The 25,401-nt window shown below is 65.6% G+C and carries 21 protein-coding genes, 2 other RNA genes and 1 pseudogene; 7 read left to right on the forward strand and 17 right to left on the reverse strand.

Annotated elements, in window-relative coordinates; translation table 11 throughout:
- Positions 1-23: 23 nt before the first annotated feature.
- Both AC1POX_RS05335 and azu read left to right on the forward strand, forming a co-directional pair.
- Positions 24-1,226 (forward strand): pyridoxal phosphate-dependent aminotransferase, encoded by a 1,203-nt coding sequence (locus AC1POX_RS05335; RefSeq protein WP_218560532.1) that lies wholly within the window; start codon positions 24-26, stop codon positions 1,224-1,226.
- A gap of 210 nt (positions 1,227-1,436) precedes the next feature.
- Positions 1,437-1,886, forward strand: a complete 450-nt coding sequence (azu, locus tag AC1POX_RS05340; protein ID WP_005911961.1) for an azurin — start codon at positions 1,437-1,439, stop codon at positions 1,884-1,886.
- Between the two features lie 81 nt (positions 1,887-1,967).
- On the opposite strand, the gene AC1POX_RS05345 is transcribed toward azu, so the two are convergent.
- From AC1POX_RS05345 to hemL, 3 genes are all read right to left on the reverse strand, one after another.
- A complete protein-coding gene (locus tag AC1POX_RS05345) occupies positions 1,968-4,739 on the reverse strand; it encodes a winged helix-turn-helix domain-containing protein (protein ID WP_372356830.1) in 2,772 nt (923 codons plus the stop codon).
- Positions 4,740-5,053: 314 nt separating this feature from the next.
- Positions 5,054-5,129: non-coding RNA, sX9 sRNA (locus tag AC1POX_RS05350), on the reverse strand.
- Between the two features lie 462 nt (positions 5,130-5,591).
- Positions 5,592-6,881, reverse strand: coding sequence for a glutamate-1-semialdehyde 2,1-aminomutase (gene hemL, locus AC1POX_RS05355; RefSeq protein WP_011348479.1), 1,290 nt, complete (start codon positions 6,879-6,881; stop codon positions 5,592-5,594).
- A gap of 302 nt (positions 6,882-7,183) precedes the next feature.
- On the opposite strand from hemL, the gene AC1POX_RS05360 reads away from it, so the two are divergent.
- Positions 7,184-10,366 carry a TonB-dependent receptor domain-containing protein gene (locus AC1POX_RS05360; RefSeq protein WP_372356831.1) on the forward strand — a complete coding sequence of 1,061 codons (3,183 nt, stop codon included), beginning with the start codon at positions 7,184-7,186 and terminating at the stop codon, positions 10,364-10,366.
- A 553-nt stretch (positions 10,367-10,919) separates the two neighbouring features.
- Positions 10,920-11,121: pseudogene (locus AC1POX_RS05365) on the forward strand (hypothetical protein); the annotation flags it as partial.
- A gap of 84 nt (positions 11,122-11,205) precedes the next feature.
- Here the strand turns inward: AC1POX_RS05365 and thiE are convergent.
- Entirely contained in the window at positions 11,206-11,844 is a 639-nt protein-coding gene (gene thiE, locus AC1POX_RS05370; RefSeq protein WP_031424204.1) for a thiamine phosphate synthase, read from the reverse strand.
- A gap of 23 nt (positions 11,845-11,867) precedes the next feature.
- Between thiE and AC1POX_RS05375 the strand changes: the two genes are divergently transcribed.
- Positions 11,868-12,107, forward strand: a complete 240-nt coding sequence (locus AC1POX_RS05375) for a rubredoxin (protein WP_008575804.1) — start codon at positions 11,868-11,870, stop codon at positions 12,105-12,107.
- Between the two features lie 144 nt (positions 12,108-12,251).
- Here the strand turns inward: AC1POX_RS05375 and AC1POX_RS05380 are convergent, their stop codons facing one another.
- The 8 genes from AC1POX_RS05380 to AC1POX_RS05415 form a co-directional block, all read right to left on the reverse strand.
- Entirely contained in the window at positions 12,252-13,133 is an 882-nt protein-coding gene (locus AC1POX_RS05380; RefSeq protein WP_372356832.1) for a SirB1 family protein, read from the reverse strand.
- Between the two features lie 168 nt (positions 13,134-13,301).
- Positions 13,302-13,751 (reverse strand): DUF192 domain-containing protein, encoded by a 450-nt coding sequence (locus tag AC1POX_RS05385; RefSeq protein ID WP_218502897.1) that lies wholly within the window; start codon positions 13,749-13,751, stop codon positions 13,302-13,304.
- Positions 13,752-13,913: 162 nt separating this feature from the next.
- A complete protein-coding gene (gene rpiA, locus AC1POX_RS05390; RefSeq protein WP_011348472.1) occupies positions 13,914-14,561 on the reverse strand; it encodes a ribose-5-phosphate isomerase RpiA in 648 nt (215 codons plus the stop codon).
- A 96-nt stretch (positions 14,562-14,657) separates the two neighbouring features.
- Positions 14,658-15,134, reverse strand: a complete 477-nt coding sequence (locus AC1POX_RS05395; protein WP_029820195.1) for an EVE domain-containing protein — start codon at positions 15,132-15,134, stop codon at positions 14,658-14,660.
- Positions 15,131-15,721 (reverse strand): 5-formyltetrahydrofolate cyclo-ligase, encoded by a 591-nt coding sequence (locus AC1POX_RS05400; RefSeq protein ID WP_372356833.1) that lies wholly within the window; start codon positions 15,719-15,721, stop codon positions 15,131-15,133. The genes AC1POX_RS05395 and AC1POX_RS05400 overlap by 4 nt, the downstream gene beginning before the upstream one ends.
- Positions 15,722-16,046: 325 nt before the next feature.
- Positions 16,047-16,230, reverse strand: a non-coding RNA gene (gene ssrS, locus AC1POX_RS05405) — 6S RNA.
- A gap of 95 nt (positions 16,231-16,325) precedes the next feature.
- Positions 16,326-16,625 carry a cell division protein ZapA gene (locus tag AC1POX_RS05410; RefSeq protein WP_372356834.1) on the reverse strand — a complete coding sequence of 100 codons (300 nt, stop codon included), beginning with the start codon at positions 16,623-16,625 and terminating at the stop codon, positions 16,326-16,328.
- A complete protein-coding gene (locus AC1POX_RS05415; protein ID WP_003486122.1) occupies positions 16,622-16,843 on the reverse strand; it encodes a TIGR02449 family protein in 222 nt (73 codons plus the stop codon). Before AC1POX_RS05415 ends, AC1POX_RS05410 begins: the two co-directional genes overlap by 4 nt.
- Positions 16,844-17,078: 235 nt before the next feature.
- Between AC1POX_RS05415 and AC1POX_RS05420 the strand changes: the two genes are divergently transcribed.
- Together AC1POX_RS05420 and AC1POX_RS05425 are read left to right on the forward strand one after the other, a co-directional pair.
- Entirely contained in the window at positions 17,079-17,621 is a 543-nt protein-coding gene (locus tag AC1POX_RS05420) for a YecA/YgfB family protein (protein WP_011348467.1), read from the forward strand.
- 8 nt (positions 17,622-17,629) lie between these two features.
- Complete coding sequence (locus tag AC1POX_RS05425) at positions 17,630-18,958, forward strand: aminopeptidase P N-terminal domain-containing protein (protein ID WP_014090969.1); 1,329 nt, start codon at positions 17,630-17,632, stop codon at positions 18,956-18,958.
- A gap of 162 nt (positions 18,959-19,120) precedes the next feature.
- On the opposite strand, the gene AC1POX_RS05430 is transcribed toward AC1POX_RS05425, so the two are convergent.
- The 5 genes from AC1POX_RS05430 to hemW all read right to left on the reverse strand — a co-directional run bounded on the left by AC1POX_RS05430 (position 19,121) and on the right by hemW (position 25,388).
- Complete coding sequence (locus AC1POX_RS05430) at positions 19,121-19,519, reverse strand: XVIPCD domain-containing protein (RefSeq protein WP_008575817.1); 399 nt, start codon at positions 19,517-19,519, stop codon at positions 19,121-19,123.
- A 113-nt stretch (positions 19,520-19,632) separates the two neighbouring features.
- Positions 19,633-20,958, reverse strand: a complete 1,326-nt coding sequence (gene pepQ / locus AC1POX_RS05435) for a Xaa-Pro dipeptidase (RefSeq protein WP_011348466.1) — start codon at positions 20,956-20,958, stop codon at positions 19,633-19,635.
- Between the two features lie 207 nt (positions 20,959-21,165).
- On the reverse strand, positions 21,166-21,513 hold the full coding sequence (locus AC1POX_RS05440) for a PilZ domain-containing protein (RefSeq protein WP_008575819.1): 348 nt from the start codon (positions 21,511-21,513) through the stop codon (positions 21,166-21,168).
- Positions 21,510-23,939, reverse strand: a complete 2,430-nt coding sequence (locus tag AC1POX_RS05445; RefSeq protein WP_372356835.1) for a DUF1631 domain-containing protein — start codon at positions 23,937-23,939, stop codon at positions 21,510-21,512. The genes AC1POX_RS05440 and AC1POX_RS05445 overlap by 4 nt, the downstream gene beginning before the upstream one ends.
- Positions 23,940-24,230: 291 nt before the next feature.
- Complete coding sequence (gene hemW, locus AC1POX_RS05450) at positions 24,231-25,388, reverse strand: radical SAM family heme chaperone HemW (protein WP_136732497.1); 1,158 nt, start codon at positions 25,386-25,388, stop codon at positions 24,231-24,233.
- Positions 25,389-25,401 lie beyond the last annotated feature (13 nt).

Genomic DNA, 25,401 nt, shown 5'->3' on the forward strand with positions numbered 1-25,401 from the left:
TTGTCATCCTGCTGGAGGTTGTCATGAACACTGCTCTTTCGCGCCGCGCTTTTCTACGCGACTCCGCGTTGTTTGCCGGCGCCGCCGGTGCCGGCAGCTTGCCGCTGCTGGCCAGCGCCGTCGAACGCTCCACTGCCATCGCGCCCGCACCGGCAACGGCGCTGGCACCGGTGATGATCGACTCCAATGAATTTCCGGATGGACCGTCGGCTGCCGCAGTAAAGGCCATCGCGCAGATCGCCCCGCAAGGCGGGCGGTATTTGCGGCAGGTACAGATGGAATTGATGACCACCCTGGCTGCCGAGCTCGCGCTGCCGGTCGATCACCTGATGGCGTATGCCGGGTCCACCGAACCGCTCGACTACACGATGCTGGCATTTACTTCGCCCAGCGCCGCGTTGGTCACGGCCGACCCCACCTACGAATCCGGTTGGCGTGCGGCAACCCGCAATGGTGCGCGCCTGATCAAGGTGCCGCTGCGCAAGGACTTTTCGCACGATGTACAGGCCATGTGCGCGGCGGACGCCAACGCGGGCGTGATCTACATCTGCAACCCCAACAATCCCACCGGTTCGGTCACCGCACGCAAGGATCTGGACTACGCTTTGGCGCACAAGCCCAAAGGCAGCGTGTTGGTGGTGGATGAGGCGTATATCCACTTCGCGCAAAACACGCGCAGCATGGTCGACATGGTGGCTGCAGGCGAAGACGTGGTGGTGTTGCGCACCTTCTCCAAACTCTATGGCATGGCCGGCATCCGCCTGGGCTATGCGGCCGCGCGTCCGGACCTGCTGGCCAAGCTGAAGTTCTACAGCGTCAACAGCTTGCCGGTCACCGCCGCCGCTGCCGGGCTGGCCAGCCTGCGTGATCCTGCACTGGTGCCGCAACGGCGCGCACGTACGGCCGCGACGCGCACGGATGTGATGGAGTTTCTCGCCAGGCAGGGCTATGCATGCACTGCCTCGGAGAGCAACTGCTTCATGGTGGATGTAAAGCGGCCTGCCGCCGGTTTCAAGGACGACATGGCCACCCATGGCGTGTTCATCGGCCGCAGCTGGCCGGTGTGGCCAACCTGGTCGCGGATCACTGTGGGCACCGATGCGGAGATGGCGCGTTTCAAGCAGGCGTTCGTACAAGTGATCGCCGGTAAGCGCGGCCCGTTGCCGGTGCCGGCCATCGCGTCCGCAGCAGCAGATCCGATGGATGCGTTTTTCCGTTACGCGTGAAGCACGCATGCGGCCGAAGGTCTGCTTGCAATCAGCAGGGCGCCTGGCATCGTTGGTCGATGCGCGAGCGTATGCAGTGGGCTCGCGCGTGATGCCTTGTTGATTGCGACTCCGCGTTACTCTGGCACTATCAGCACCTCTGACCACGTCGTTGTTGCAATGGTGCGCCGCGTGCGATGTGCTGCACCTTCCCAACGCAGGAGTGTTCTCTTGAAGCTGTTTTCCACGATTGCTGTGTGTGCGCTGGCGCTGATGGCGCCGACGGCATGGGCACGGACGTGCGCGGTGACCATCACCGGCAACGATCAGATGAAGTTCGACCAGAGCGCGATCAAGCTAGCGCCCGAGTGCACGCAGGTGGAGCTTACGCTCAAGCATTCCGGCAAGATGGCTGCCACCGTGATGGGGCACAACTGGGTGTTGACCAAGTCTGCCGATTTCCAGGCGGTGGCCAATGCCGGCGTACGTTCGACCATCGCCGACAGCTATCTGCCCAAGGCCGACGCACGCGTGATTGCGCACACCAAGGTCATTGGCGGCGGCGACAGCACCACGGTGAGTTTTCCCACCAGCAAACTGAGCAAGGGCGCCGACTACACGTTCTTCTGCTCGTTCCCCGGCCATTGGGCGATGATGAAGGGCACGCTGACGTTCGGGTGATGCATGCGGGCGGCCAGTGCTGTCAGGCCTGGCCGCCACACGTGCAAACCTGCGTTGAACGCAAGATGCATGCGACCTGGCTCAGCCAGGTCGCAGCGGCTGATCTGCATGCGGGCCGCTTCCACGCAACAACCCGCGCTGCAATGCTTGCGCAAGCGCGCTTTCGCGGCTGCGCGCGTCGAGCTTGCGGTACAGGTTTTTCAGATGGAATTTGACCGTGTTTTCCGACAGGTGCAGGCAGCGTGCGATCTGCTTGTTGGAATAGCCACGCGCCAGTTGCGCCAGCACTTCCAGTTCGCGCTCGCTGAAGATGTCACCGGCCGGGTCGTCGTCGCCGCTAAGGCGTTCGAGCAAGGCCTGGATGGTCAAGGCACGCGTGGTGCCGCCCACGGTCTGCGGGTCGTGCTGGCGTAGCGAGCGCAGCATCGCCTTGGCCGGCAAGCCCAGTTCCACGATCGCCTGCCAGCTTTGCGTGAGCGCGACATGGTCCAATGCGCTGTACAGATACGGCAGGGCGGCAACCAGTTCGCCACGTTGCTGCAGTACCAGCGCGATGCGTACACGGGCACGCGCCAGATGGCAGACATTGTCGTTGGCCAGGCAGGCTTGCTCGATCTGTCCGAGGATGCTCAGCGCGGCGCTGCTGCGCCCGGCCAGGCGATGCCAGCGGGCCAGTGCGAAGCCCATCGCCGCGCGATCGTGCCAGCGGTGTGGCGAGCGCAAGGTATGCGCCAGGCCGGATTCGCCGCCGGTACGTGCGATCAGCACATCGATGGCGGCGTTGCCTGGATGTTCCAGTAACAGCATCAGCCGCCATGCTGCAGCCAGTTCCGACAAGCGCGCCAATTTGCGTCCGTGTGCGATCTGTTCGATATGCTCCAGCAACAGCAACGCGCTGCGTCCGCTATGGTCGCGCACGCGTTCCAGCCCCAGCGCAGTGCCGTATCCGGCGGCCAGCACGTCCACGCCGCCATCGTGCTGCTCCAGCAATTCCAGCGCCGGATGCAGCAGGTCGGCTGCGTCGTCGTGATGGCCGCGTTCGTAGTGCAACTGCGCAAGCAGGCACTGAGCGGCGGCTTCCAGCACCCGATCCGGCTGCGGGGTACGTGCGCACCAGCTCAGTGCCTGCTGATAGCAGGCTTCCGCATCGCTGAGCCGGCCGCGATAGAACAGGCTCTGCCCCAGCGACAACATGGCCCGGCTGGCACCGACCTCGCTGCCGCCACGTTGCATGGTGTCGCGCGCGTTGCGCGCGTAGCGCTCGGCAACCGCGAACGCGCCCTGCGCAATCGCGGTGGTGGCGCAGATGCAGAGCAACATGCCGCGGCCCAGATGGTCGTCTTCGTCCAGTGCGCCAGCCTGGGCGGCAATCTGGGTCAGGCCATGCGGATTGCCGCAGATTTCATCCAGACGGTCGCGCAGCAGCGCCACGACCAAGGTGTAGTCGCGCTGCAGCGGCTCGCGTAACGCAGCCGGAAAATCGCGGAAGCGCTCCAGCAACAGGCGTGCGTGGGCGAATTCGCCCAGCTTGATGTGCAGGTGCGCCTGGGTGAGATTGAGCGCGGGTGTGTCGCGGATGGTGCGGTGGTCGAAATGGCGCAGCAGTGCGCGTACTTCATGCGTGCCGTGAGTCAACAGCAGCTGCCAGGTGCCGGCGCGTGCGATGTAGCTGGCGGCAAGATCGCCGCAGCCGCCGCGCCAAGCATGCCGCACCGCTTCGGCAAGCTGCTGATGATCGCCGAACCAGCACGCTGCGCGTTGATGCAGCTGCACGCTCAGGCCTGGATGTTCGCGGTCGAGCAGTTGCTGCAAAAAGTCGGCAAACAGCGGGTGGTAGCGGAACCATTCGCGCTCGCCATCCAGCGGCACCAGCAGACCATGGAAATGCTCCAGCCGCGCCAGCAAGCGGCCGCTGTCCTGGCGTTGGCGCACCGCGTCGGCGAGCGCGGCGTTGAAGCGTTCCAGCGGGCTGGTGCGCAACAGGAGTTCGCGGGTGTCTGGGTCCAGATCGTTGACCACTTGTTCGGCCAGGTACGCGGCAATCTGCGCGCTGCGCCCGGAGAAACGTACGGTGACTTCCTGCCGACGCTGGGTATCGCCTTCCAACCACAGCCGTGCCAGTTGCAGCGCCACCGGCCAGCCTTCTGTGTAGCGCCGCAGTTCGTCCGCCACCGGTGCGGTCACGTGCGGGCCCAGCAACGCCTGCGCTTCGGTGTCGTCGAGCGCCAGCTGCGTGCTGCCGATGCGGCTGAGCTGCGCGTGCAGATCCAGCCGCGCCAGGGGTAGATTGGGTACGCGGCGGGTCGCGAGTGCCAGATGCAAACGCCCGCCACTGTGTTCGATCAGGCGTAGCACCAGTTCATCGACAGGGCTGCTGCCGAGTCGGTCGTAGTCGTCGAGAATCACGCTGATGCGGCGGGGCGCTGCGCGCAGCGCGCGAATCAGCAATGCCGCCGCGTCGCGTGGGTCGTGATCGCGGTTGTGCAGCACGGCCGCGCACAGCGCGTGGTCCGCGCCTGCGTTCTGCAGCGCATACGCAAGATGGCCGAGAAAACGCCCGGCGTCGGCATCTTCTTCGTCCAGCGACAGCCATGCCACCGCGCTCTGCTCGCGCGTACTCAGGTGCGCATGCCACTGCGCCAGCAGCGTGGTCTTGCCGAATCCGGGCGGGGCGAGCAATAGCGTCAGCGGACGTGCCTGCGCCTGATTCAGCGCAGCCAGCAGTGCGCCACGCACCACCGCGCCGGGGGGCAGCAACGCAGGCTCCAGCTTGCCGGCAAGCAGCCAATCGGGATTCACGGGGTCGCGCGACGGTGTCGGGCGCGGGGTGAGCAGCGCAACAGGCTTGAGCATGAGGCGAGGGCGGCCGTATCGAGCGTCGACAGCGCGCCGACTCGACACGCTGCAGATCGGGGTGAAACAGCGGCAATGCAGCGTCATCACCGGATTCGGCGACGCACGTGCAGCGGCTGCTTCGAGGGTCCCCACCCATGCCCGTCCCTGAGCACCTTTTTCAGAAAGGTATGACAGCCACACGACAAAAGCAAAGCGTATTGCGCCGAGTCGAGGAGGCATTGCGGCCGAAGCGCCGGCCCGTGCGCACGGTCAAGGAACGCTAGAGGTCGCCTGCTCGTGGCCGCGGTGGTGAGAGAGCAGCGACTAAGAGCGGCTAACAAGACGTAGCGAGCAGCTGTCAGGTGGGCGCGGACGGCGCGCAGGAACCGGAGTGTACGAGTGGTACATGCCGATTCCGAGCACCGGCCGCGCCCACCTGGCGGCTGCGCAGTAGTTTTGTTAGCCGCTCTAAGAGCAATTGCCAAAGCGACTACGCTCGCTACCACACAACCGCGGCCGATGCGCGATGCGGCGTGGACCACGCACCGCGGTCCTGCGCCCCGCCCAGGCCCGGCTGACGGCTACCCGCTGCGTTGTGGCAGCCGCTCCTGTGCAAAGACAGCGCCATCCACAGTTCGCTGCGAGCATGGCGCACAGTCTGGCAACGCGCACCGCCGTGCAGTCGCCGTTGCTACGAACGAAACCGGTTGCACGTACGCGCAGGCTCACCAGGAACCCCGGTGATGCCTACCTCGCCAGTGTCCTGCGCCACTGCCAGTGCGGCACGATCACGCCGCACCGCAAAGCAGCAAACCAGCGACGCCTCCGCGCTCACCGATTCCCAATTCCCAATTCCCAATTCCCAACCAATCAGCGCGCCACGTCCGCAAACGCCTCGCGCGCCGCCGCCAGGGTGGCTTCGATCACCGCTTGGTCGTGCGCACTGGACATGAAGCCGGCTTCGTACGCCGAGGGTGCCAGGTACACGCCCCGCTGCAGCATCGCGTGGAAGAAGCGGTTGAAGCTGGTGATATCACATGCCGTGGCCTGTGCGTAGCTTTCCACGATGTCGTCGGTGAAGAACAATCCGAACATGCCGCCGACCTGATTGGTGGTGACGGCAATGCCTGCCGCGCGTGCGGCATCTTCCAGGCCTTCGCACAGCATGCTGGTGGCCTCGCTCAGGCGCGTGTGGAAGCCCGGCTCCTGCACCAGCTCCAGCATCGCCAGGCCGGCGGCCATCGCTACCGGGTTGCCCGACAAGGTGCCGGCCTGGTAGATCGGCCCGGCCGGAGCAACCTGCTCCATCAAGTCGCGGCGGCCGCCGTAAGCGCCCACCGGCATGCCGCCGCCGATGATCTTGCCGAAGGTGGTCAGGTCCGGGGTCACGCCGTAATGTGCCTGCGCACCACCGAGCGCGACGCGGAAGCCGGTCATCACTTCGTCGAAGATCAGCAGCGCGCCGTGCCGCGTGCACAGCGTGCGCAGATGCTGCAGATAGCCGGCCTGCGGCGGAATGCAGTTGGCGTTGCCGACCACCGGCTCGATGATCACCGCCGCCACCTCCGCGCCGATCTCGTCGAACAGCGCGGTGGCGCCCTCGAAGTCGTTGAAGCTCAGCGTGGCGGTCAGCTCGCTCAGCCCTGCGGGTACGCCGGGCGAGGTCGGTACACCCAGGGTCAGCATGCCGCTGCCGGCCTTGACCAGAAACGAATCGCCGTGGCCGTGATAGCAGCCTTCGAACTTGATGATGCGATTGCGCCCGGTGGCGCCACGCGCCAGGCGTACCGCCGACAGCGTGGCTTCGGTGCCGGAGTTGACCATACGCACCATCTCGCAGGAGGGCACCAGCCGGGTAATGGTCTGCGCCATCGTCACTTCGGCTGCGCACGGCGCACCGAACGACAGCCCGTTGCCGATCGCCCGCTCGACCGCTTCGCGCACGGCCGGGTGGTTGTGTCCGGCAATCATCGGCCCCCACGAGCCCACGTAGTCGATGTAGCGGTTGTCGTCGACATCGAACAGATACGGGCCATCGGCGCGCGCCACGAAGAACGGCTCGCCGCCGACCGATTTGAACGCCCGCACCGGCGAGTTGACGCCGCCGGGTAGCAAGGTCTGCGCCTGGGCGAACAGGGCGTGGGAGCGGGAATGGTTCATGCGCAAATCCTTGAGGAATACCGATTGGGGGCATCGACGCCCGGCAGCGGGCATCGCGTGCGCCATTGTCAGGCCTGCGGCCTTGCGCGCCTACCCGTCGGACACCCGCCTACCCGTCGAAGTGGGCGGATGGGGGAACTTGGCTGCCTATCATCGAACGCGACGTGATCGACAGTTTGGAATGAGCTGATGGCGCGCAGTCATTGGCATCGCGCTGCAGATGTTCAGAAAGTGTGATTTCGGTAGCCATTGGCACCGTTCGTTTGTCGCCTTGCCGACAGTTCAAGACCTGGGGAGAGAGCATGAACCGTAGTATCCAGAAGCGTGCCTTGGCATTGGCATTGGTCGTGGCCATGGGCAGCGTCCACGCGCAGTCCACCACCGGCAGCATCGTCGGCAGCGTGGGGCAGGGCAGTGGCACGAGCGTGCTGGTGGAAAACAATAGCGGCTTCAGCCGCGAGGTGCCGGTGGACGCACGCGGCCGCTACACCGCCGGCAATCTGCCGCTGGGCACCTACAAGGTGACGGTCAAGCGCGATGGCGCAGTGGTGGAGACGCGCGAGAACGTCGCCATCACCGTCGGGGCCAACACAGACGTGTCCTTCGCTGCCAGCGCAGCCGCGGGGAGCGGCGTGCAGACCCTGGACAGCGTCACCGTCAGCGCCGCCAGCCTCACCACCATCGACGTCAGCAGCGTGGATACGCGCACCGTGGTCACCGCCGAACAGTTGCAGCAACTGCCGCTGGGCCGCACCGCCGAAGCGATCGCGCTGCTGGCACCGGGGGTGGTGGTCAACAGCGGCGGCTTCGACAACGGCCCGCTCGGCGGCTCGCTCCCCAGCTTCGGCGGCTCGGCCGCCAGCGAAAATGCGTACTACCTCAACGGCTTCAACACCACCACCATCAGCAACAACCTGGGCGGCCTGACCCTGCCGTACGGCGCCATCGACCAGCAGGAAATCTTTACCGGAGGCTACGGCGCGCAGTACGGCCGCGCCAACGGCGGCGTGATCAACCAGATCGGCAAGCGTGGCACCAATGAGTGGAAGTTCGGCGCTGCAGTGATCTGGGAGCCGAACGGCCTCAAGGCCAATCAGCGCGACATCTATTGGCGCCCGGACAGCCAGGGCAGCACCATCAACAACGCCGCCTACCGCTATGCGCGTGCGGCCAATGGCCTGTACCAGCCCGCCAGCGAGGCCGAGGCCAACCAGACCACCTACAGCGCCTATGTCGGCGGGCCGATCATCCAGGACAAGCTGTTCTTCTTCCTGGCCGCCGAGCAGGTGAACTCCGACGGCGTGCGCGTGGGCACCAATCGCGACACCGACAACGGCCGCACCGGCGGCCTCACCGACTACGACTACACCCAGAAACGCTGGTACGCCAAGGTGGACTGGAACATCACCGACAACCACCTGATCGAGGTGACCGGTGCCAGCGACGTCGCCGAAACCAATGGCTCGATCTATCGCTACGACTATGTTGCGCGTCAGCGTGGCGCCTACTTCACCAACGAATCCACCTGGAAAACCGGGCCGACGCTGTTCACCGGCAAGTACACCGGCTATCTGAGCGACAACCTCACCGTGACCGCCCTGTACGGCAAGATGAGAACGCCGGACGAACTGACGCCGTTCAACTACGACGCGGCTGGCGGTCCGGTGATCAACAGCGCCGCATTGCAGAACCCTGCCTACACCGGCGGCACACCGCGCATCGGCAACCAGCTGGTCACCTCGGTCAGCTCGCCGGACCGCGAGTACAAAAAAGACAACCAGCGCCTGAATCTGGAATGGCGCATCGGCCACCACACGCTCAACTTCGGTCTCGATAACCAGAAGTCAGAAGGCATCGATGTCGGCTCGATCCTCTCTGGCCCCGGGTTTGCCTGGACCTACGGACAGACCAATGACCCGTACGGGCTGGCCACCGGCGGCCTGGTCAGCCAGTCGGCCAACGAAGCCGGCGGCATCGGTGCGCCGAGCCCGGGTTTGGTGGATCCGGTCAATGGATCCAGTGGCTACTACGTGGTGCGCAACATCAACACCAGCCTGTATTCGTACGAGGCCAAGCAACGCGCCTACTACATCGAAGACAAGTGGCAGGTCACCGACAATCTGCTGCTGAGCCTGGGCCTGCGCAAGGACGAGTTCACCAACTACACCCCGTTCGGTGATCCCTACATCGAAATCGACAACGCGTGGGCGCCGCGCTTGGGCTTTAGCTGGGACGTCAATGGCGATTCCAGCTTGAAGGTGTTCGGTAACCTTGGCCGTTACTACCTCGGTCTGCCGCTATCGGCGGTGAGTCTGTTCACCCCAGCCACGACCACCGATACCTACTTCACCTACAGCGGCATCAATGCCGACGGCACGCCGATCCTGGCGCAGCAGCTGGGTTCGGCGGTGTCGGCCAATTCGCGCTTCGGTCGCATCGCCGATGTACGCACCGCGGTGGCCAAGGACATCGAAGGCGAAAACCAGGACGAACTCATCCTCGGATTTACCAAGCAACTCGATAGCGGCTGGGTGCTGGGCGTGCGCGGCACGCATCGCCGTCTCAATGCCGGCATCGACGACCAGAACTATGACGTCTCCAACACCGCGTTGATCGATGCGGCAGCGGCGCAAGGCGTGACCATCGATTTCTCCAAGGTGGCGGGCGCATCGTTGATCAATCCGGGCCAGACCAATACCTGGGGGGTGATCGGCACCGATGGCCAGTTCCACGAAATATCGGTGAGCCGCGAGGCGGCAGGTTTCCCGAAGTTCAAGCGCAATTATTCGGCGGTGGAATTCAATCTGGAGCGTCCGTTCGACGGCAAGTGGTATGCCAAAGTCAATTACGTCTGGTCGCATAGCTACGGCACCACCGAGGGCCAGGTGCGTTCGGATCTGTGGCGCACCGGCGGCGCGCTGGGCAGCTATCAGGGCCAGGCCTCGGTCTCGACCACGCAAAGCTGGGACCACCCTGCGTTGATGGAACACTTCAATGGCGATCAATCCAACGATCATCGCCATCAGCTCAAGTTGTTCGGCTTCTACCAATTCACCCCGCAATGGGGCGCATCGGCCAATTTCAGCCTGATTTCCGGTGCTCCGCACAACTGCCTGGGCAACTACTACGGGACCGAATATAGCGGCCGCGATCCGGCCGGCTACGGCGGCAGTGCAATTACCGGCGGCCCGTACCACTACTGCTACAACCCGGAGACCGGCACCGGCGTGGCATCGCCTCCCGGCTCGCAGGGGCGTTTGGGCTGGATCGCGCAGCTGGACATGGGCGTGACCTACAAGCCGGCATTTGCAGATGGCAAGCTGGCGTTGCGCTTGGACGTATTCAACATCACCAACGAGCAGACCGCGACCAACATCTACCCGTTCTCGCAATTGCCCGACAACACCACCAACCCGCTATGGGACCAGGTCGTCGCCTATCAGGCGCCGCGCTCGGGTCGGGTGACGTTGAGCTACGACTTTTAATCGCGCCACGCGATAGCGGCAGTCCCGGCAGCGACGCGTGATGGCACGCGTCGCTGTTTTTTTTTGGGGGATGGCGCTCAAGTCGACATCATTCTGATGAGCGGGAACACGCCGCCTGAGCGACGACTTGGCTGAGCGCAGTGCACTTGATCTCGGCGTTCGGCTAGCAGGGGTACGTCATGATCGCGTGTCTGCATCGCTTTCAATAAAACTGCCAGCAAACCGTCTGGCGAAGGCACCGCGCACGCGATGTTCGAGGCAACGCGATGCAGTGAAATACATGTCGCGGTCTTGAAGTGGATTGGACGGTTTGTATGGCCAAGCCTGGGAGCCTTAGATCTGCTTCTTGGCTGCAGGGCCCTTGCCCGCCTACCATCGCCGGACACGCTGCAAGTACGTCCCTGTAAGCTCTTACGCGGCATCCATGCCGCGTAAGGTCCGGCGACGGTAGGCGGGCAAGGGCCTGTCGCGTTGGTTGCTGTGCATGTGGGAGCAGCGCTCGAGGCGCTTTCCACATCGGTCAATCACCCGCTTCTCTGGTCATTCTCTCGTCGTGCCCGGCAAGTGCCATCACGAAGCAATCGGCAGCAGCGTGGCCGCGCACGCAACGACCCGCTCGGTTGGCCGCCAGCCAACCTTCTGGTGCGGTGTCCTCGCCGCTTGCGGGACCGTTGGCGGCATGGATGCCGCCATCGAGCCTCCAAGGACGGATTTGCGGCGTCTCCCGCAAGCGGCGAGGGCACCGCGCGCGCGACGCACCTGGTTTTTCACCCAAGCGATGCAGCGAAATGAAAAACGCGCTGTCTTCAAATCGATTGAAGCGCTTGGATGAACAACTTTCAAAGCTTGCCGCGCTGAGCCGCAAACCCTGCGCGATACTCCTGCACCGCTGCGACCGGATCCGGCGCCGCGTACACGCCACTGACCACCGCAATGAGATCGGCGCCGGCAGTCACCAGCGCAGTCACCTGCGCAGGCGCAATGCCACCGATCGCGACGCGCGGCAGGTTCAGTTCGGCTGCCTGCTGCAGCAACGCAGGCGTTGCGCGCCGGGTGGTCTGCTTGGTGGTGGTCGGGAAAAATGCACCGAAGGCCACGTAATTGGCGCCCGCTTCCGCTGCGGCGCGCGCGCGCTCGATATCGTCGTAGCACGACACCCCGATGATGGCCTGCTCGCCCAGCAGTGCGCGCGCTGCCGCCACGTCGCCATCGTCTTCGCCCAGATGGACGCCTTGCGCACCGACCTGCGCCGCCAGCTGCGCATCGTCGTTGATGATCAACGGCACGCCATGGGCCGCGCATGCCTCGCGCAAGGCGCCGGCCTGGCGCAGCCGCAACGCCGCATCCGCCTGCTTGTTGCGGTATTGCAGCCAGGTGATCGACCCCAGCAACGGCGCCGTGCGCAGCAGCAGGCGCTGCGTGTTGGGCTCGTCGGGGGTGATCAGATAGACGCCGCGAACGTCGAGACGGTTGGGCATGGCAACGCTTCCGAAAGCGGTGGATGGGATGGGACAATGCAGGCCCACTGTTGCATGACCGCGATTATCCGATGAGCGAGACATCCACGACCACCTACCGCACCTGGATGTGCGTCGTCTGCGGGTTTCTCTACCACGAGGCCGACGGCATCCCCGAAGAAGGCATCGCCCCGGGTACCCGCTGGCAGGACGTCCCCGACACCTGGACCTGCCCCGATTGCGGCGTGACCAAGGAGGACTTCGAGATGGTGGAGATCGACTGAGCGCCGCCAATGCTGTGCAATCAGGCAGCGTCGGCGACCACGATGCTGCTGCAATGCGGGCCGGCCAGTGCCTGCGTTGCAGAGAACCACGCGGCGGTGGCCTATCCGGGCAGACTGGCCTAGCCAGCCGGTGCGTCTACGCGCTCAATGCGCCCGCGCGCGCTGGCTATTCAATTCCACCAGGTGTTCGTGCAGATGGGCCGCGTCCTGCGCGCCCGGGTTGAGCACCAGGTAGCGCGACAGATCGTGGCGTGCGCCGTTGCGGTGGCCCAGATGCAGATAGGCCATGCCGCGGTCGCGCAGGGCCTCGGGTTGGTCGGGCACCAGCTTCAGGATGCGGTCGGCGCTGCGGGCAGCGCGGTCCCAGTGCTCGGCATCGGCATAGACGCCGTGCAGGTTGCGCAGGATGCGGATCAAGATCGCGCGGTGCGGGGCGGGGTCGAGAATCTGCGCGAGCGCGCGGTCGTCGGGAATTTCGCCGCCCAGGTGCGGGCGGGCACGTTCGCGCAGCTCATCCACGCCCAGCGGACGGCCGCCGTTGAACGGGTCCATCACCAGTACGCCGTCATCCACCGGCAGACGCACCAGGAAATGGCCGGGAAACGACACCCCCGCCAACGGGATGCCCAGCCGGCGCGCCACTTCGATCTGCACCATCGCCAGTGAAATCGGATTGCCCAGCCGGCGCTCGAACACCTGGTTGAGGTAGCTGTTACGCGGGTCGTAATACTCGTCGTGATTGCCCGAATAGCCCAGCTCGTCGAACAGGTAGCGATTGACCGCGGCCATCTTCAGCGGCCATAGATCGATTGCGTCCACTTCGCGGCGCAGATGCTCGACGTGGCTTTGCACCAGCGTGTCGTACAGCTCGGCATCCAGCTGCGGATACTCGTCGCTCGCGATCAGCAGCGCGGTGGACATCAACGGCACCGCATCGTCGTCCAGGCTGGCGAGCGCGGTCCAATGGGGAAGTGGGAGCATGTCGACCATGCTGCCAAGAGTGTCGGCAAGCGGCGCAGGGTTCAAGTCCGGTACTTCCTGACAGGGACGCGGGGCGCATGAACGCGTAACGCTGACAGGCGGCCCTGCGTCCGACGGTCGCAAACGCCGTTCGGAAAGGTGACGCGCAGGTCTCACCCGTCGGCAGGCCCCATGCGCCTGGCTGGCATGGTCCCAGCACCTGCTCGCAGCCGCTTATTCGGGCGTCGGGATGTCCGGGCTGAAGCGCAGCGTGGCCCCATCCTTCAGGTCGAGCTTGGCGGCCTGGCCGGCATTCAGCTCCAGCACATAGCGCGCGGGCTGCCTGCTGGGATAGGGCGGACAGGCGTCGCCGGCCGAACACGGCGGCACATCGCGCTGCTGGGAGACCAGCCGGCGCTGTTCATCGAAATACAGGATATCCAGCGCGATCTTGGTGTTCTTCATCCAGTACGCCATCGGCTCCTGGCGGTCGTGGATGAACAGCATGCCGCGGTCTTGGTCCATGGCATCGCGAAACATCAGGCCCTTGGCGCGATCGGCATCGTTCTGCGCCAGTTCCACCTTGTAGCGCGTGCCTGCCAGTTCCACCCAGCTGTCGCCGCTGCTGGCGCAGCCGCCGAGCAGCATCAGAAGCGCAAGGATTAGAAGACCAGAACAACGCATGCGGCATACCGACTGGCGAGGATGCCGCACCATCTGCCAAGCGGCCGCGTGCGTCAAGCGGCTGCGGCGCGTCGTGCGGTTGCTGCAAGCGGGATATGTGCGACCCGCCATCGCTTCGCAATGCGGGCCGTCACTGCGCATGCGAAGGCCCGCGCGCGATCTTCAGATCACCTGTGGTGGCTCGCCGCCCACGATCACCACATCGGCCGGGCGCCGCGCGAACAAACCCACGCAGACCACGCCGGGAATCTGATTCAAGCTGCGCTCCAGGCCCACCGGGTCGGTAATCTGCAGGTGATGCACGTCCAGCACCACGTTGCCGTTGTCGGTGACCACGCCATCGCGCCACACCGGCTGGCCGCCGGTGAGCGCCAGGATCTGGCGGGCCACCAGGCTGCGCGCCATCGGAATCACTTCCACCGGCAGCGGGAACTTGCCCAGCACCGGCACCTGCTTGCTGGGGTCGACGATGCAGATGAAGCGCTCGCTGGCCTCGGCAATGATCTTCTCGCGCGTCAGCGCTGCCCCGCCGCCCTTGATCAGACAACGGTTCGGGTCGCACTCGTCGGCGCCGTCCACGTACAGCGACAGATTGCCGGTGTGATTGAGGTCCAGCACCTCGACGCCATGCTGGCGCAGGCGCGCGGTGCTCTGTTCGGAGCTGGACACTGCGCCCTTGATGCGATGGCCGATGCGGCCCAGCGCGTCGATGAAGTAAGCCACCGTCGAGCCGGTGCCCACTCCGACGATCATGCCGTCTTCCACGTAATCGATCGCTTTTTCGGCGGCCAGGCGTTTTGCTTCGGACATGGGTAAGAGCTCGGGATTAGTGATTGGGGATTTGGGATTCGTAAAAGCCGGTCACGCGGGGTGGCAATGGGCGAATCCCAACTGCCGAATCCCCAATCACGGCGTTTCCATCGCCAGCAGCAACTTCCACTGCGCGGCGGTCACTGGCAGGATCGACAGGCGGTTACCGCGTGCGATCAGCGCAAAGCCTTCGCCCAGCGCATCGGCCTGTTGCTTGATTTCATCCAGCGAAATCGTGCGGGCGAGTTTGCGCTCGAACGCCACGTCCACCAGCATCCAGCGCGGGTCCTCGCGGGTGGATTTTGGGTCGTGGTAGTCGGAAGACGGGTCGAACTGGGTGTCGTCCGGATACGCCGCGCTCGCCACCTTGGCGATGCCGACGATGCCGGGCACCTTGCAGTTGGAATGGTAGAAAAACACGCCATCGCCCACCTGCATGCCATCGCGCATGAAGTTGCGCGCTTGGTAGTTACGCACGCCGTTCCAGGGCTCGGTGCCGACACGTTCCAGATCATCGATGGAGAACGTGTCAGGCTCGGACTTCATCAACCAGTAGCGCTTGCGGGCAGTCATTCGGAAACGGTGTCGTCTTTCAGGAAGGTGGCGCGTTCGGTGCAGATGGCGTCGACCGCCACATCCCATGCTTCGGAAGGCAGGGCGGGCACCTGCTGCGCAGCGAAGCCAGCACCGACCAGCCAGGGAGGCGGCGCCTGGCGATGCCGGAACGCGAAGCTGCGATCATACCAGCCGCCTCCCATTCCCAGCCGACGGCACGCCGCATCGAAGCCGGTCAGCGGCGTCACCACCAGTGCCATCTCCTCCGGTGCCAACGTGTCGGCGCGTGCCACATCCGGCTCCGGAATGCCGTAGCGATTGCTCACCAGCGGCTGGCCCGGCCGCCACGGCGCAAAGCGCAGCACGCGCCCGTCCAGCACCGGCAGGCAGTAGCGCACTCCCGCCGGCAAGGTCAGCTTCCAGCGGTGCAGCGCAATTTCGCCGTCCATTGCCCAATAGCCCGCCACGGCACCCTGTTGCGGCGCGAACGGCAGCGCCAGCAAACGCTGTGCCAACGCATCGGCTGCGGCCAGGCGCTGCGCTGCCGGCAGGCTGCGGCGGTGTGCGCGCAACTGCTGGCGCAACGCATCTCGGTCCTCGGTCATCGGTGTCTCGCAGCGCAATGGTGTTGCATTGTCGAATGCGCACACGCGCCTGCCTAGCATGGCGTGCCATGCGGCCCGCAGTTGCGCCTGCGCTGTGGGCGTGCCGATAGAGCCTTACGGTGTGCGCACTACCCGGACATATGCCCTGCATCTGCATCTGCATCTGCATGGGCGATGCAGCGTGCGCATTGCCGCGCGCGGCAACGCCACCGACACGGCACCAGCATCGCGAGCGCAACAGATCTGCAGGGCCGCTTCAACTGCCGCATGTCAGACCGTCAGACGCACAAAAAGAAACGACGCCCGAAGGCGCCGTTTCAGATTTGCATTCTCCGCCGTGACGATGCGGGCGAAACGACCTTGAACCCGGGGTTCAAGTGGGGACGTTGTGAGGCCATCGGGCTTCCCGCTACAAGGCGGACTTGCACACCCAGCTTCGTCGCGCCCCCGTGGTCGTAATTAAGGGACAAGGCGAATGTTTTGCACGCTGTCGTTTACAGCAGAGAACGCAGGTGAATTATAGACCTCTGTGCCGCGATGGCTAGCCCACTCGTCGGTCGGCGGGCTTGAGGATTCATATTTGCGATGGCAGTGCGAATTCCACTCAGCGCGGTGTGTCGGCAACGCTGTCGAGCCGGCGATTCAAGGTGTCCAGCGTCGTTGCCAATTCACGATCGTAGAGCGCCTGTTGTTCGCGCAGTTGCTGCAACTCATGCGCCAAGTTGAGCGCAGCCAGCACTGCCACACGGTCCACGGCTGCCATGCGATTGCTGCCGCGGATCTCGCGCATGCGTAGATCCAGCAGCCGTGCGGCGGTGGTGAGACTTTCGCGCTCGTCCGCCGTCACGCCCACCGTGTATTCACGATCCAGAATACGCACGCTGACCGGTTCGTTGTTGCTCACGTGTGCTGCTCCAATGACTTCAGGCGGGCGATCATCGCTTCCACCCGCGAGCGCGCCTGCTCGTTCTTGGTCAACAGTTGGGAGCGCTCGCCGATGAGCTGCTCCTGTTGGTGACGCAGGCTGCGGTTCTCGTCGGTGAGCCGTTGGGTACGCTCCACCAACGCCTCCACGCGGGCAGCGAGTGCGCGGATCTGGGCGAGGGCGGCAGCGTTGTCCATGCGCTCACGATAGGGGCGCGTGCGCGGGGTGGTCAAGCGCCCACGCTTGCCCCAATCCCTGGCGTCGGTCCAAGCCCTGCAAGGCCTGGCACCGATCCAGGCAGGCCGGCATTGCAGGATGGAAACGCGCGCTGAAACGCGCAGGTCGCGGCCCACGCAGGCCGCCTTGGTACACTGGGAAGTCATATCGCCGGCCGTGCGCCGGCACCTTTCGCTCTTCAGCCTGGATGACCCGATGGATCTGCCCGACGTAACCGCTGTGCAACACGAAAGCCGTCAGCTCGCGCTGGCGTCCTCTGCGGCGGAGTTGCATGGTGGACTGTGCGGGTGGCTCTCCGGCGGCGGTGCCGACAGCGCCGACTGGCTGGCGCGCATTCTGGCCGACAGCGGTCAGGTGGCGCCCCAGCAGGGTGGGGCGCTGGATCAGCTGCGGCAGGCCACCGTGGCGCAACTGGAAGACCGCGATTTCGCCTTCGAGCTGCTGCTGGTCGAAGACGGCGCCCCGTTGCCGGCGCGCACCGATGCATTGTTCGACTGGTGCCGCGCCTTTCTGGGCGGCTTCGGCCTGGCTGCGCAGCAGCGTCCGGCACTGAGCGAAGAAGGCGAGGAAGCGCTGCAGGATCTGGCGCGTCTGGCGCAGGCCTCCAGCGAGGACTTCGACGCGGCCGACGAGGACGACACCGCATTGGCCGAGATCGAAGAATTCGTACGCGTGGCGGTGCTGTTGCTGCATGGCGACTGCGTGATGGGGCCGCGCTTTCGCCAGCGTCTGAACTGATTGCCGGCATGAAGAAGCTCACCGGGATTGGCGCGGCCGAGTACGCGCGCCGGCGCAAGCAGCTGATGCAGATGGCGGGCGAGCAGGCGATTTTGATCTTGCCGGCCGCGCCTGAGCGCGTGCGCAGCCACGACACGCATTACCCGTATCGACAGGATTCGGATTTCTGGTATCTGAGCGGGTTTCCGGAGCCCGAGGCGGTGCTGGTGCTGGTGCCCGGCCGCAAGCATGGCGAAGCGATTCTGTTCTGCCGCGAACGCGATGCCGAACGCGAAGCCTGGGATGGCCCGCGCGAGGGCCAGGAAGGTGCGGTGGAACGCTACGGCATGGACGATGCGTACCCCATCGACGATGTCGACGAGATCCTGCCCGGCCTGCTGGAAGGGCGTAGCCGCGTGTACTACCACTTCGGGCGCGATGTCGATTTCGATCTCAAATTGATCGGCTGGCTCAAGCGCGTGCGCGAGCAGGTGCGCCACGGGGCGCAGCCGCCACACGAATTCCTCGAGCTCGGGCATCTGTTGCACGAGCAGCGCCTGTTCAAATCACGCGACGAAATCGCGCTGATGCAGCAGGCTGCCGACATCAGCGTGCGCGCGCACCGTGCAGCGATGCGGATGGCGTGGCCGGGTGTGCACGAATACGAACTGCAGGCCGAGGTCGAGCGCGAATTCCGCGCTGCCGACGCATGGCCGGCATACGGCAGCATCGTCGGCACCGGCAGCAACGCCTGCGTGCTGCACTACCGTGCCAACAATGCGCGCAGCCGCGATGGCGAGCTGGTGCTGATCGATGCCGGTGCCGAATATCGTGGGTATGCGGCCGATATCACCCGCACCTTTCCGGTCAACGGCCGCTTCACGCCAGCGCAGCGTGCATTGCACGATCTGGTCGGTGCTGCGCAGGCGGCTGCGCTTGCACAGGCGCGCCCCGGCGTGGCGTACGAAGCCGGGCATCTGGCGGCGGTGGAAACCTTGACCGAAGGCCTGCTGCGCCTGGGCCTGCTCAAGGGAAAACTTGAGCGCAACATCGCCGATGGACACTACAAACGCTTTTATCGGCACAAGACCGGCCACTGGCTGGGCCTGGATGTGCACGATGTGGGCGACTACCGGCTGGCCGGCGATTCGCGGCTGCTCGAGCCCGGCATGGTGTTCACCATCGAACCGGGGCTCTACGTGTCGGCCGACGACACTTCGGTAGAGGCCAAGTGGCGCGGCATCGGCATTCGCACCGAAGACAATGTGCTGATCACTGCCGATGGCCACCGTGTGCTGACCGATGCGCTGGCGCGCAGTGCCGACGAGATCGAAGCGGAGATGGCCGGCGGCGCATGAGCGCCGGCGTGCACGACATTCATAAGGACCGACACGCTGCAGCCGGCGTCATGGTGCAGGCGTTGCCGCAGCGCAATTGCCGCAGCAGTGCCATGGCGGACAACGGCTCCTGGCATCGGCCGCGCGCGCCCGGCGGCTGCGCAGGCGTGGGTTGGCTGGCGGTTATTGGCCCAGCTGCGGCGCCTGCGTGCGTTCGGGCTGTTGCACTGGCGCGCTCTGCCCGCCGAGCTGACGCGCGCGCTCGAACGATTGCTCTTCCGGCGTGCCCAGCGCCTGTTCGGTTTTCATGTGCGCGCGCAGATGCGCCGGGTTGGCCGGGTCGCCTTGCACCACGAATACGTTTTCGCCGCCGTGCACGCCGCGATCGTTCGCTTCGCTCATCAGCACATGATCCACGCGCACGAGCCCACCTTCCTTGGCCAGTGGCAGCAAGGCGGCGGTGAGGCGTGCGCTGGTCTGGTCGGGGACGCGGCCGTGCGCGGCGTCGATCGCATGCACGCCGCGTTCGATCTGTTGATACATCGGGTGGTCCGGGTGCGAACTCTGGCGTGGGTCGTTCATGGCGGTGTTCCGTAGGGTGGTGCCCAAACGTTGCCGGGCGTGATCGGGCGGTGGATGGCGCGGCTGAGAGCCCACTTCAGCGCAACCGTAGTGTCGTCAGTTGCGCCTGGTGCTCATGCGGAGGCAAAGACCGGGCGGGTCAGATTTTCCGCGCTGCCGTCGGTGCACACCACCTCATCTTCGATGCGAATGCCGCCGTAGGGCTTGAAGGCTTCCACGCGCTGCCAGTTGACGCTGGCGGCGTGGCCGTTCTTCTTCACTTCGTCCAGCAGCATGTCGATGAAGTACACGCCAGGTTCGATCGTCACCACCATGCCGGGTTCCAGCACGCGGGTCAGGCGCAGATACGGGTGGCCGGCCGGGCGTTCGATGCGGCCGCCGCGGTCGCTTGCGGCAAAACCGGCCACATCGTGCACTTGCAGGCCGATCAGATGGCCCAGGCCGTGCGGGAAGAACGCGGCGCTGACGCCGGTGGCCAACGCTGCTTCCGGCGAGACGGTCAGCACGCCGAACTCCTTGAGGATGCCCATCAACGCCAGATGCGCCTCGATGTGCAACTGCTTGTAGTCCACGCCGGCGCGCACGTTCTGGCCCATGCGCAGCTGGGCGGCGTCCACCGCGTCGATCAGCGCCTGAAAGTCGCTGCCGGGGTCGGCGGCGTAGGTGCGGGTGATGTCGCTGGCGTAGCCGTATGCGGAGGCGCCGGCGTCGATCAGGAAGCTACGCAGCGGTTGCGGCGGCTGCTGGCCCAGTTCGGTGTAGTGCAGCACCGCGCCGTGTTCGTTGAGCGCGATGATGTTGCCGTACGGCAAGTCATTGGCGTCCTGGCCCACTGCCGCGCAATACGCCATGTGGATGCCGAATTCGCTTTGGCCGGCGCGGAACGCGGCTTCCGCAGCGCGATGGCCGCGCACCGCCAGTTGCTGTGCGATGCGCAGCAATGCCAGCTCGTAGGGTGTCTTGAACGCGCGCTGGTATTCCAGGTAATCGAGCACCGGCTGCGGGTTGTTCGGCACGTATGCACCGAGCGTGCTTTGCGGCTCGCCGAGGATCGCGCAGCGCTCAGCGTGCTTGGGCAGCAGCGCCAGCGCCTGCTCCGGGGTGCGGATGATGTGGATGTCGCAGTGGTCGACCCACCAGCCGCTGGGCGCGTCGGGCACCACATGCCAGTAGTCGAACGGCTGATAGAAGATCACCGTCGGGCGCTTGCCCGGCGTGTAGACCAGCCAGCTGTTGGGGACCCGTGTCAGCGGTACCCAGGCCTTGAACTGCGGGTTCACCGCGTAGGGGTAATCGCGGTCGTCGAACAGCTGGTAATGCGTGCTGCCGCTGGGAACCACCAGATGCTCGAAGCCGCCGCGTTGCAGCGCTTCGTCGGCGCGCGCGGTGAGGGTGCGCAGGTGGTCGGAGTACAGGCTGCTCAAGGAGGGTTGGGGCATGCGGGGCTCGATCGGCAATGCAAAGGCGATGCGCAGTTTGCCGCAATCCCTGCAACGGCGCTGTGTCTGATACGGCCGACAACCACGGCGCAATCGTCCGTGGACGACCGCCGACGTGAAGGAGCAACAGGCAACGCATGGGCCTGCGGCGGCAGGCCCATGCGGCAGCGCCCGCTTGGCCATTGCGTGGCCGTGTGTCGGCCGCGCTTACCCGGCCAGATGTTCTTCGGCGATCCAGGCGCGCAGGCGTTGCCGGTGCGGCTCGGACATGGTCAGGAAGCGGAAGCCCGCCCAGGCCTGCCCGGGTGCGTGTGCGGCTTCGGACCACAGCAGATGCACGCCGACATCGATCTCGGTCGCGCGGCCAACCCGTTCGGGCAGCGAAAAGCGCAATTGGTACAGGGCGTCGTCGTGCAGCGGCACCGAGGCCAACAACAGCATGCCGGTTTCGGACACATTGCCGACCCGGCCGATCTGCGCCTCGCTGAGCATATCGATGACCGGCAGCAGGTCGGTCGGCTGGCGGCGCGGTGCGCGGCGGGTGTCCTGGATCATGGCTGGCCCTCGGAAACAGGCGACTGGCCGGCCAGGCTGCGCAGTGTGCGCACGGTGGCATGCCAGGCGCGATCGATCAGACGCGATTTCTCTTCCACCACCAAACGTACCTGCCCACCGGCCATCAGCCGTGCCAGGCTGTCCAGCGAGTGCTCGCCAACCTTCTGCCCGCGCTGATTCACGAACAGCGCGTTGCCGGTCATCGGGCTGTACCAGGACAGGCGTTGCCGGCGCAGGTCGCCTTGCTGGTTGACCACGAATTCGAACCAGGTGCCGAACGGCAAGCTGCGCACCTGCAGGTAGCACTCCTCTTCGGCGGGCGTGCGCGGCGTAGCCGCCTGCTTGCGCGCAGCGTTGTCGCCCTGGTCGCCAAGCCGCGCGCGTGCCTTGAGCTTGGCGGCAAGCTCGGTGCGCGAGGTCACCTCGTCCTCGCCACCGGGCGTGGACAAGCGCCGTGCGATCGCCGCTGCTTCGTCGTGGTGATACCCCACCTGCAGCAACGCGGTTTCCACGTCGGTGCCCAGCGCGATGTCGGTGGGTTGGCCCTTGCTGCGGCAGGTGACCTCGCCAATGCGTGCGGTCAGCGCTTGGCGCTCGTCCCATTCGGGCGACTGCTCGCCCTGCCGCAGCAATGTCAGCGTGAGCACGTCCGACCAGGCCTGGCGCAGCAGCGATTGCACAAAGCGCGGCGGCGCGCTTTGTTCGCACAGCTGCTCGATGCGCGCTTGGGCCTGCTGCTTGGCAGATTCCAGCCGCTCCTTTCCGCGCGCAGCATCCACATGCCGCCGCTCGGCCACCTCGGCCTTGCGCGCGAGGGTGCGCAGATGCGTCTGGATGTCGTCGTTGGCCGCGGCGAAAACAGCCTCGTCGCCTTGATAGTCGTTGACGATCTTGTCGACCGCGCTGCCCAGCTTGTGCAGCAGTTGCGGGTCGGCATCGTCCTCGCCCAGCCACACGGCCCCGGACTCGGCGACGGTGTTGAGCAGTTCGCGCACCGGGTGCTGGTCGCGCACGAAAAAATGCGCGTCGGCCAACGCTGCGCGCGCCACCGGCACCTGCAACTTGGCAAGCAGCGCCTGGGCGGGAGCTTGCTCGCGCACTTCGCGCTGCATTTGCGCATAGAGCAGGCCGAGCAGGTCGAAGGTGTCGTTGTCCTGCGGCGATAGCGCGGCATCGGGGCCGTACTGACGGCGCAGCACTTCCAGCACCTGCCGCTGCACCGCATCGATGCCGGGTGCATGTGGCGTTGCTGCCGCCTGCGTGGCCAACACGCCTTGCAGGCTGGCCAAGGCATCGCCAAGCGCTGCCTTGGGCACCGCAGCGGCGGCACTGTGCTGCGATGCCTGGGCCACAGCGGCGAGCGAGGTGGGAGAGGGCGCCATGACCTCGTGATGGGCGGGCGCCCCCGCGCCTGCGTGGCTTGCGTGCACCGCTGCCTGCGACTGCCGTGCCGACGCCATCAAGCCGCCCAGCGCCTGGACTGCGTCGTTGAGCGCCGGCGACAGCGCCTGCGCAGGTGCGTCGATTGCCATGGCTGGTGGCGCGGCAGCGGGATCCAGCAAGGCGCTCTGCCACGCCGTCGGTGCGGCTTGGCCCGCCCAGCCGTTGGCCGGTCGCGGTGTGCGCGGGCCCGCACCGGGCGTGCTCATTGCGGCAGCGTCCTTCGACCCATGCGCCGCTGCCGGTGGCGCACGCCGCGACTGCACCTGCGTGGGTTTGACCAGATACGGGTGATAGATCAGCCCCGGCAGGATGCCTTCCTGGGCCAGCGCGCCGTTGGCACTTTCGAACAGGTCGCCCAGGCGGTCCATCACCTGGCGCTCGAACACCTTGTACAGCGTCAGCTGCCCATCCAGGTTCAGCCCCAGCGTCTGCCCGCACTGGCGCACGATGCGGCACAGCGCGTAGGGACCCATCGGCAGTTCTTCCAGCTCGAATTCGGCCACCGCGCCGATCACTGCCAAGCGCTGCGCCAGCAGGTGCAGGGCATCGGCACGCCGCGACGTTTCGCGCCGTGCGATGTCGCTCAATACGATGTCGCGGTCGATATCGGTGTCTTCGACCAGGGTCAGCATCTGTGTTTGCGCAGGCACATCGGTCAATGGTGTCAGCACCGGGCGCTCACGCAGGCTTGCCAGCGCGTGCGCCAGTTCCTGCAGGAATGCCTGCGGAAACCGGTCGATGTGGTCGCGCAGGCCGCGCATCTGTGCGTAGGTTTCGGCCTGGATCTGGCTATTGCGTGCATGCTCGGCCTGATGCAACAGCTCGCGTTCCAGCTCGACGACGGTCAGCCGCAGCGGCCCGCTCAACGCCTGCACGCACTGCGCGTGCAGCATGCCGAGCAGTCGCCGGCCGCGCGCGGACACCGGCGCATCGGCAATCGGGCCGCTAACTGCAGGTTGCATGGGAGACACGTGCATGGACATCCGGGGGAGGTGGGCTCGGTTCGAAGCGTGAGCTATGTAGCATGTTTTTTCGCTGACCGCGCGGCATCGGCGCGCGCCGGCGCATGCGGCCTGCGGTGTGCCAGCCGGTGGTCATGCGGGTATGCGGCAGCTCGGACGGCCGATCCATCGGTACTGCCAACGCGCCCAGGCCCGCTCACACCTCGCGCACGGGTCAGCCAGGCGTGATGGCGTACTGGACGCAGGCGATACATGCCGATGCCAGGCGCCCGGCCGCGCCGACCTGGCAGTGAACGCAGCTCTTCGCTGCGCTCAGACCAGGAACAGCTCGACCACGTCATTGGTAAAGCGCCTTCCCAACTCGGTCGGCACCATGCGCCCGTCTTGCCGCCTCATCCAGCCCTGCGCCACTGCGCGCGCCAGCGGCGCGTCGATGACGCAGGCCGCAAGGCCCGTCGAAGCCTCGAAGTCGCTGAGCCGGAAGCCCTCATGCAGGCGCAGCAGGTTGAGCATGTATTCGAACGGCAGCCGTTCGCCCGGCACGATTTCATCGCCGCCGATGGATGCGGCGGTGCCGGCACTGGCCAGATAACTTTGCGGATGCTTGTGTTTCCAGCGCCGCAACACGTGCTCTTGGGCACCGGAGCTGATCTTGCCGTGTGCGCCCGCGCCAATGCCCAGGTAGTCGCCGAAGCGCCAGTAATTGAGGTTGTGCGCGCACTGTCGCCCCGGCTTGGCGTACGCGCTGACTTCGTATTGGGCGTAGCCGGCGTCGGCCAGCAGGCGTTGGCAGTGCTCCTGGATATCCCAGGCGGCATCGTCGTCGGGAATGCCCTTGGGCGGCCGCGCGAAGAACACCGTGTTCGGCTCCAGCGTGAGCTGGTAATGCGACAGGTGCGTCGGCTGCAGCGCGAAGGCGCGCTCCAGATCGTGCTCGGCCTGCATCAGCGTCTGCTCGGGCAGCGCGTACATCAGGTCGATATTGAAATTATCGTAGCCGGCGTCTTGCGCCAGTTTGATCGCGCGCTCGGCTTCGGCGCTGTCGTGAATGCGGCCAAGTCGCTGCAGTGCCAGGTCGTCGAAGGTCTGCACGCCGAAGCTCAGGCGGTTGACGCCCGCAGCGCGGTAGTGTTCGAAACGGCCGTGTTCTGCGGTACCGGGATTGGTTTCCAGGGTGATTTCGAGATTCGGGGCAAAACGCAGCCGCGCCGCCGCGGCCTGCAGGAAGCGGTCGATCGCCTGCGGCGGAAACAGGCTGGGCGTGCCGCCGCCGAAGAACACCGAATGCACCACGCGGCCCCACACCAGCGGTAGATCCGCATCCAGGTCGCGGATCAGCGCATCCACGTATTCTTCGAACGGCAGCACGCCCTTGGCCGCGTGCGAGTTGAAATCGCAGTACGGGCATTTGCGCACGCACCAGGGCAGGTGCACGTAGAGCGACAGCGGCGGCGGAATCAGCTGGGGCATTGCGCGAGGCGTG

Source organism: Xanthomonas sp. NCPPB 3442, assembly GCF_056725145.1.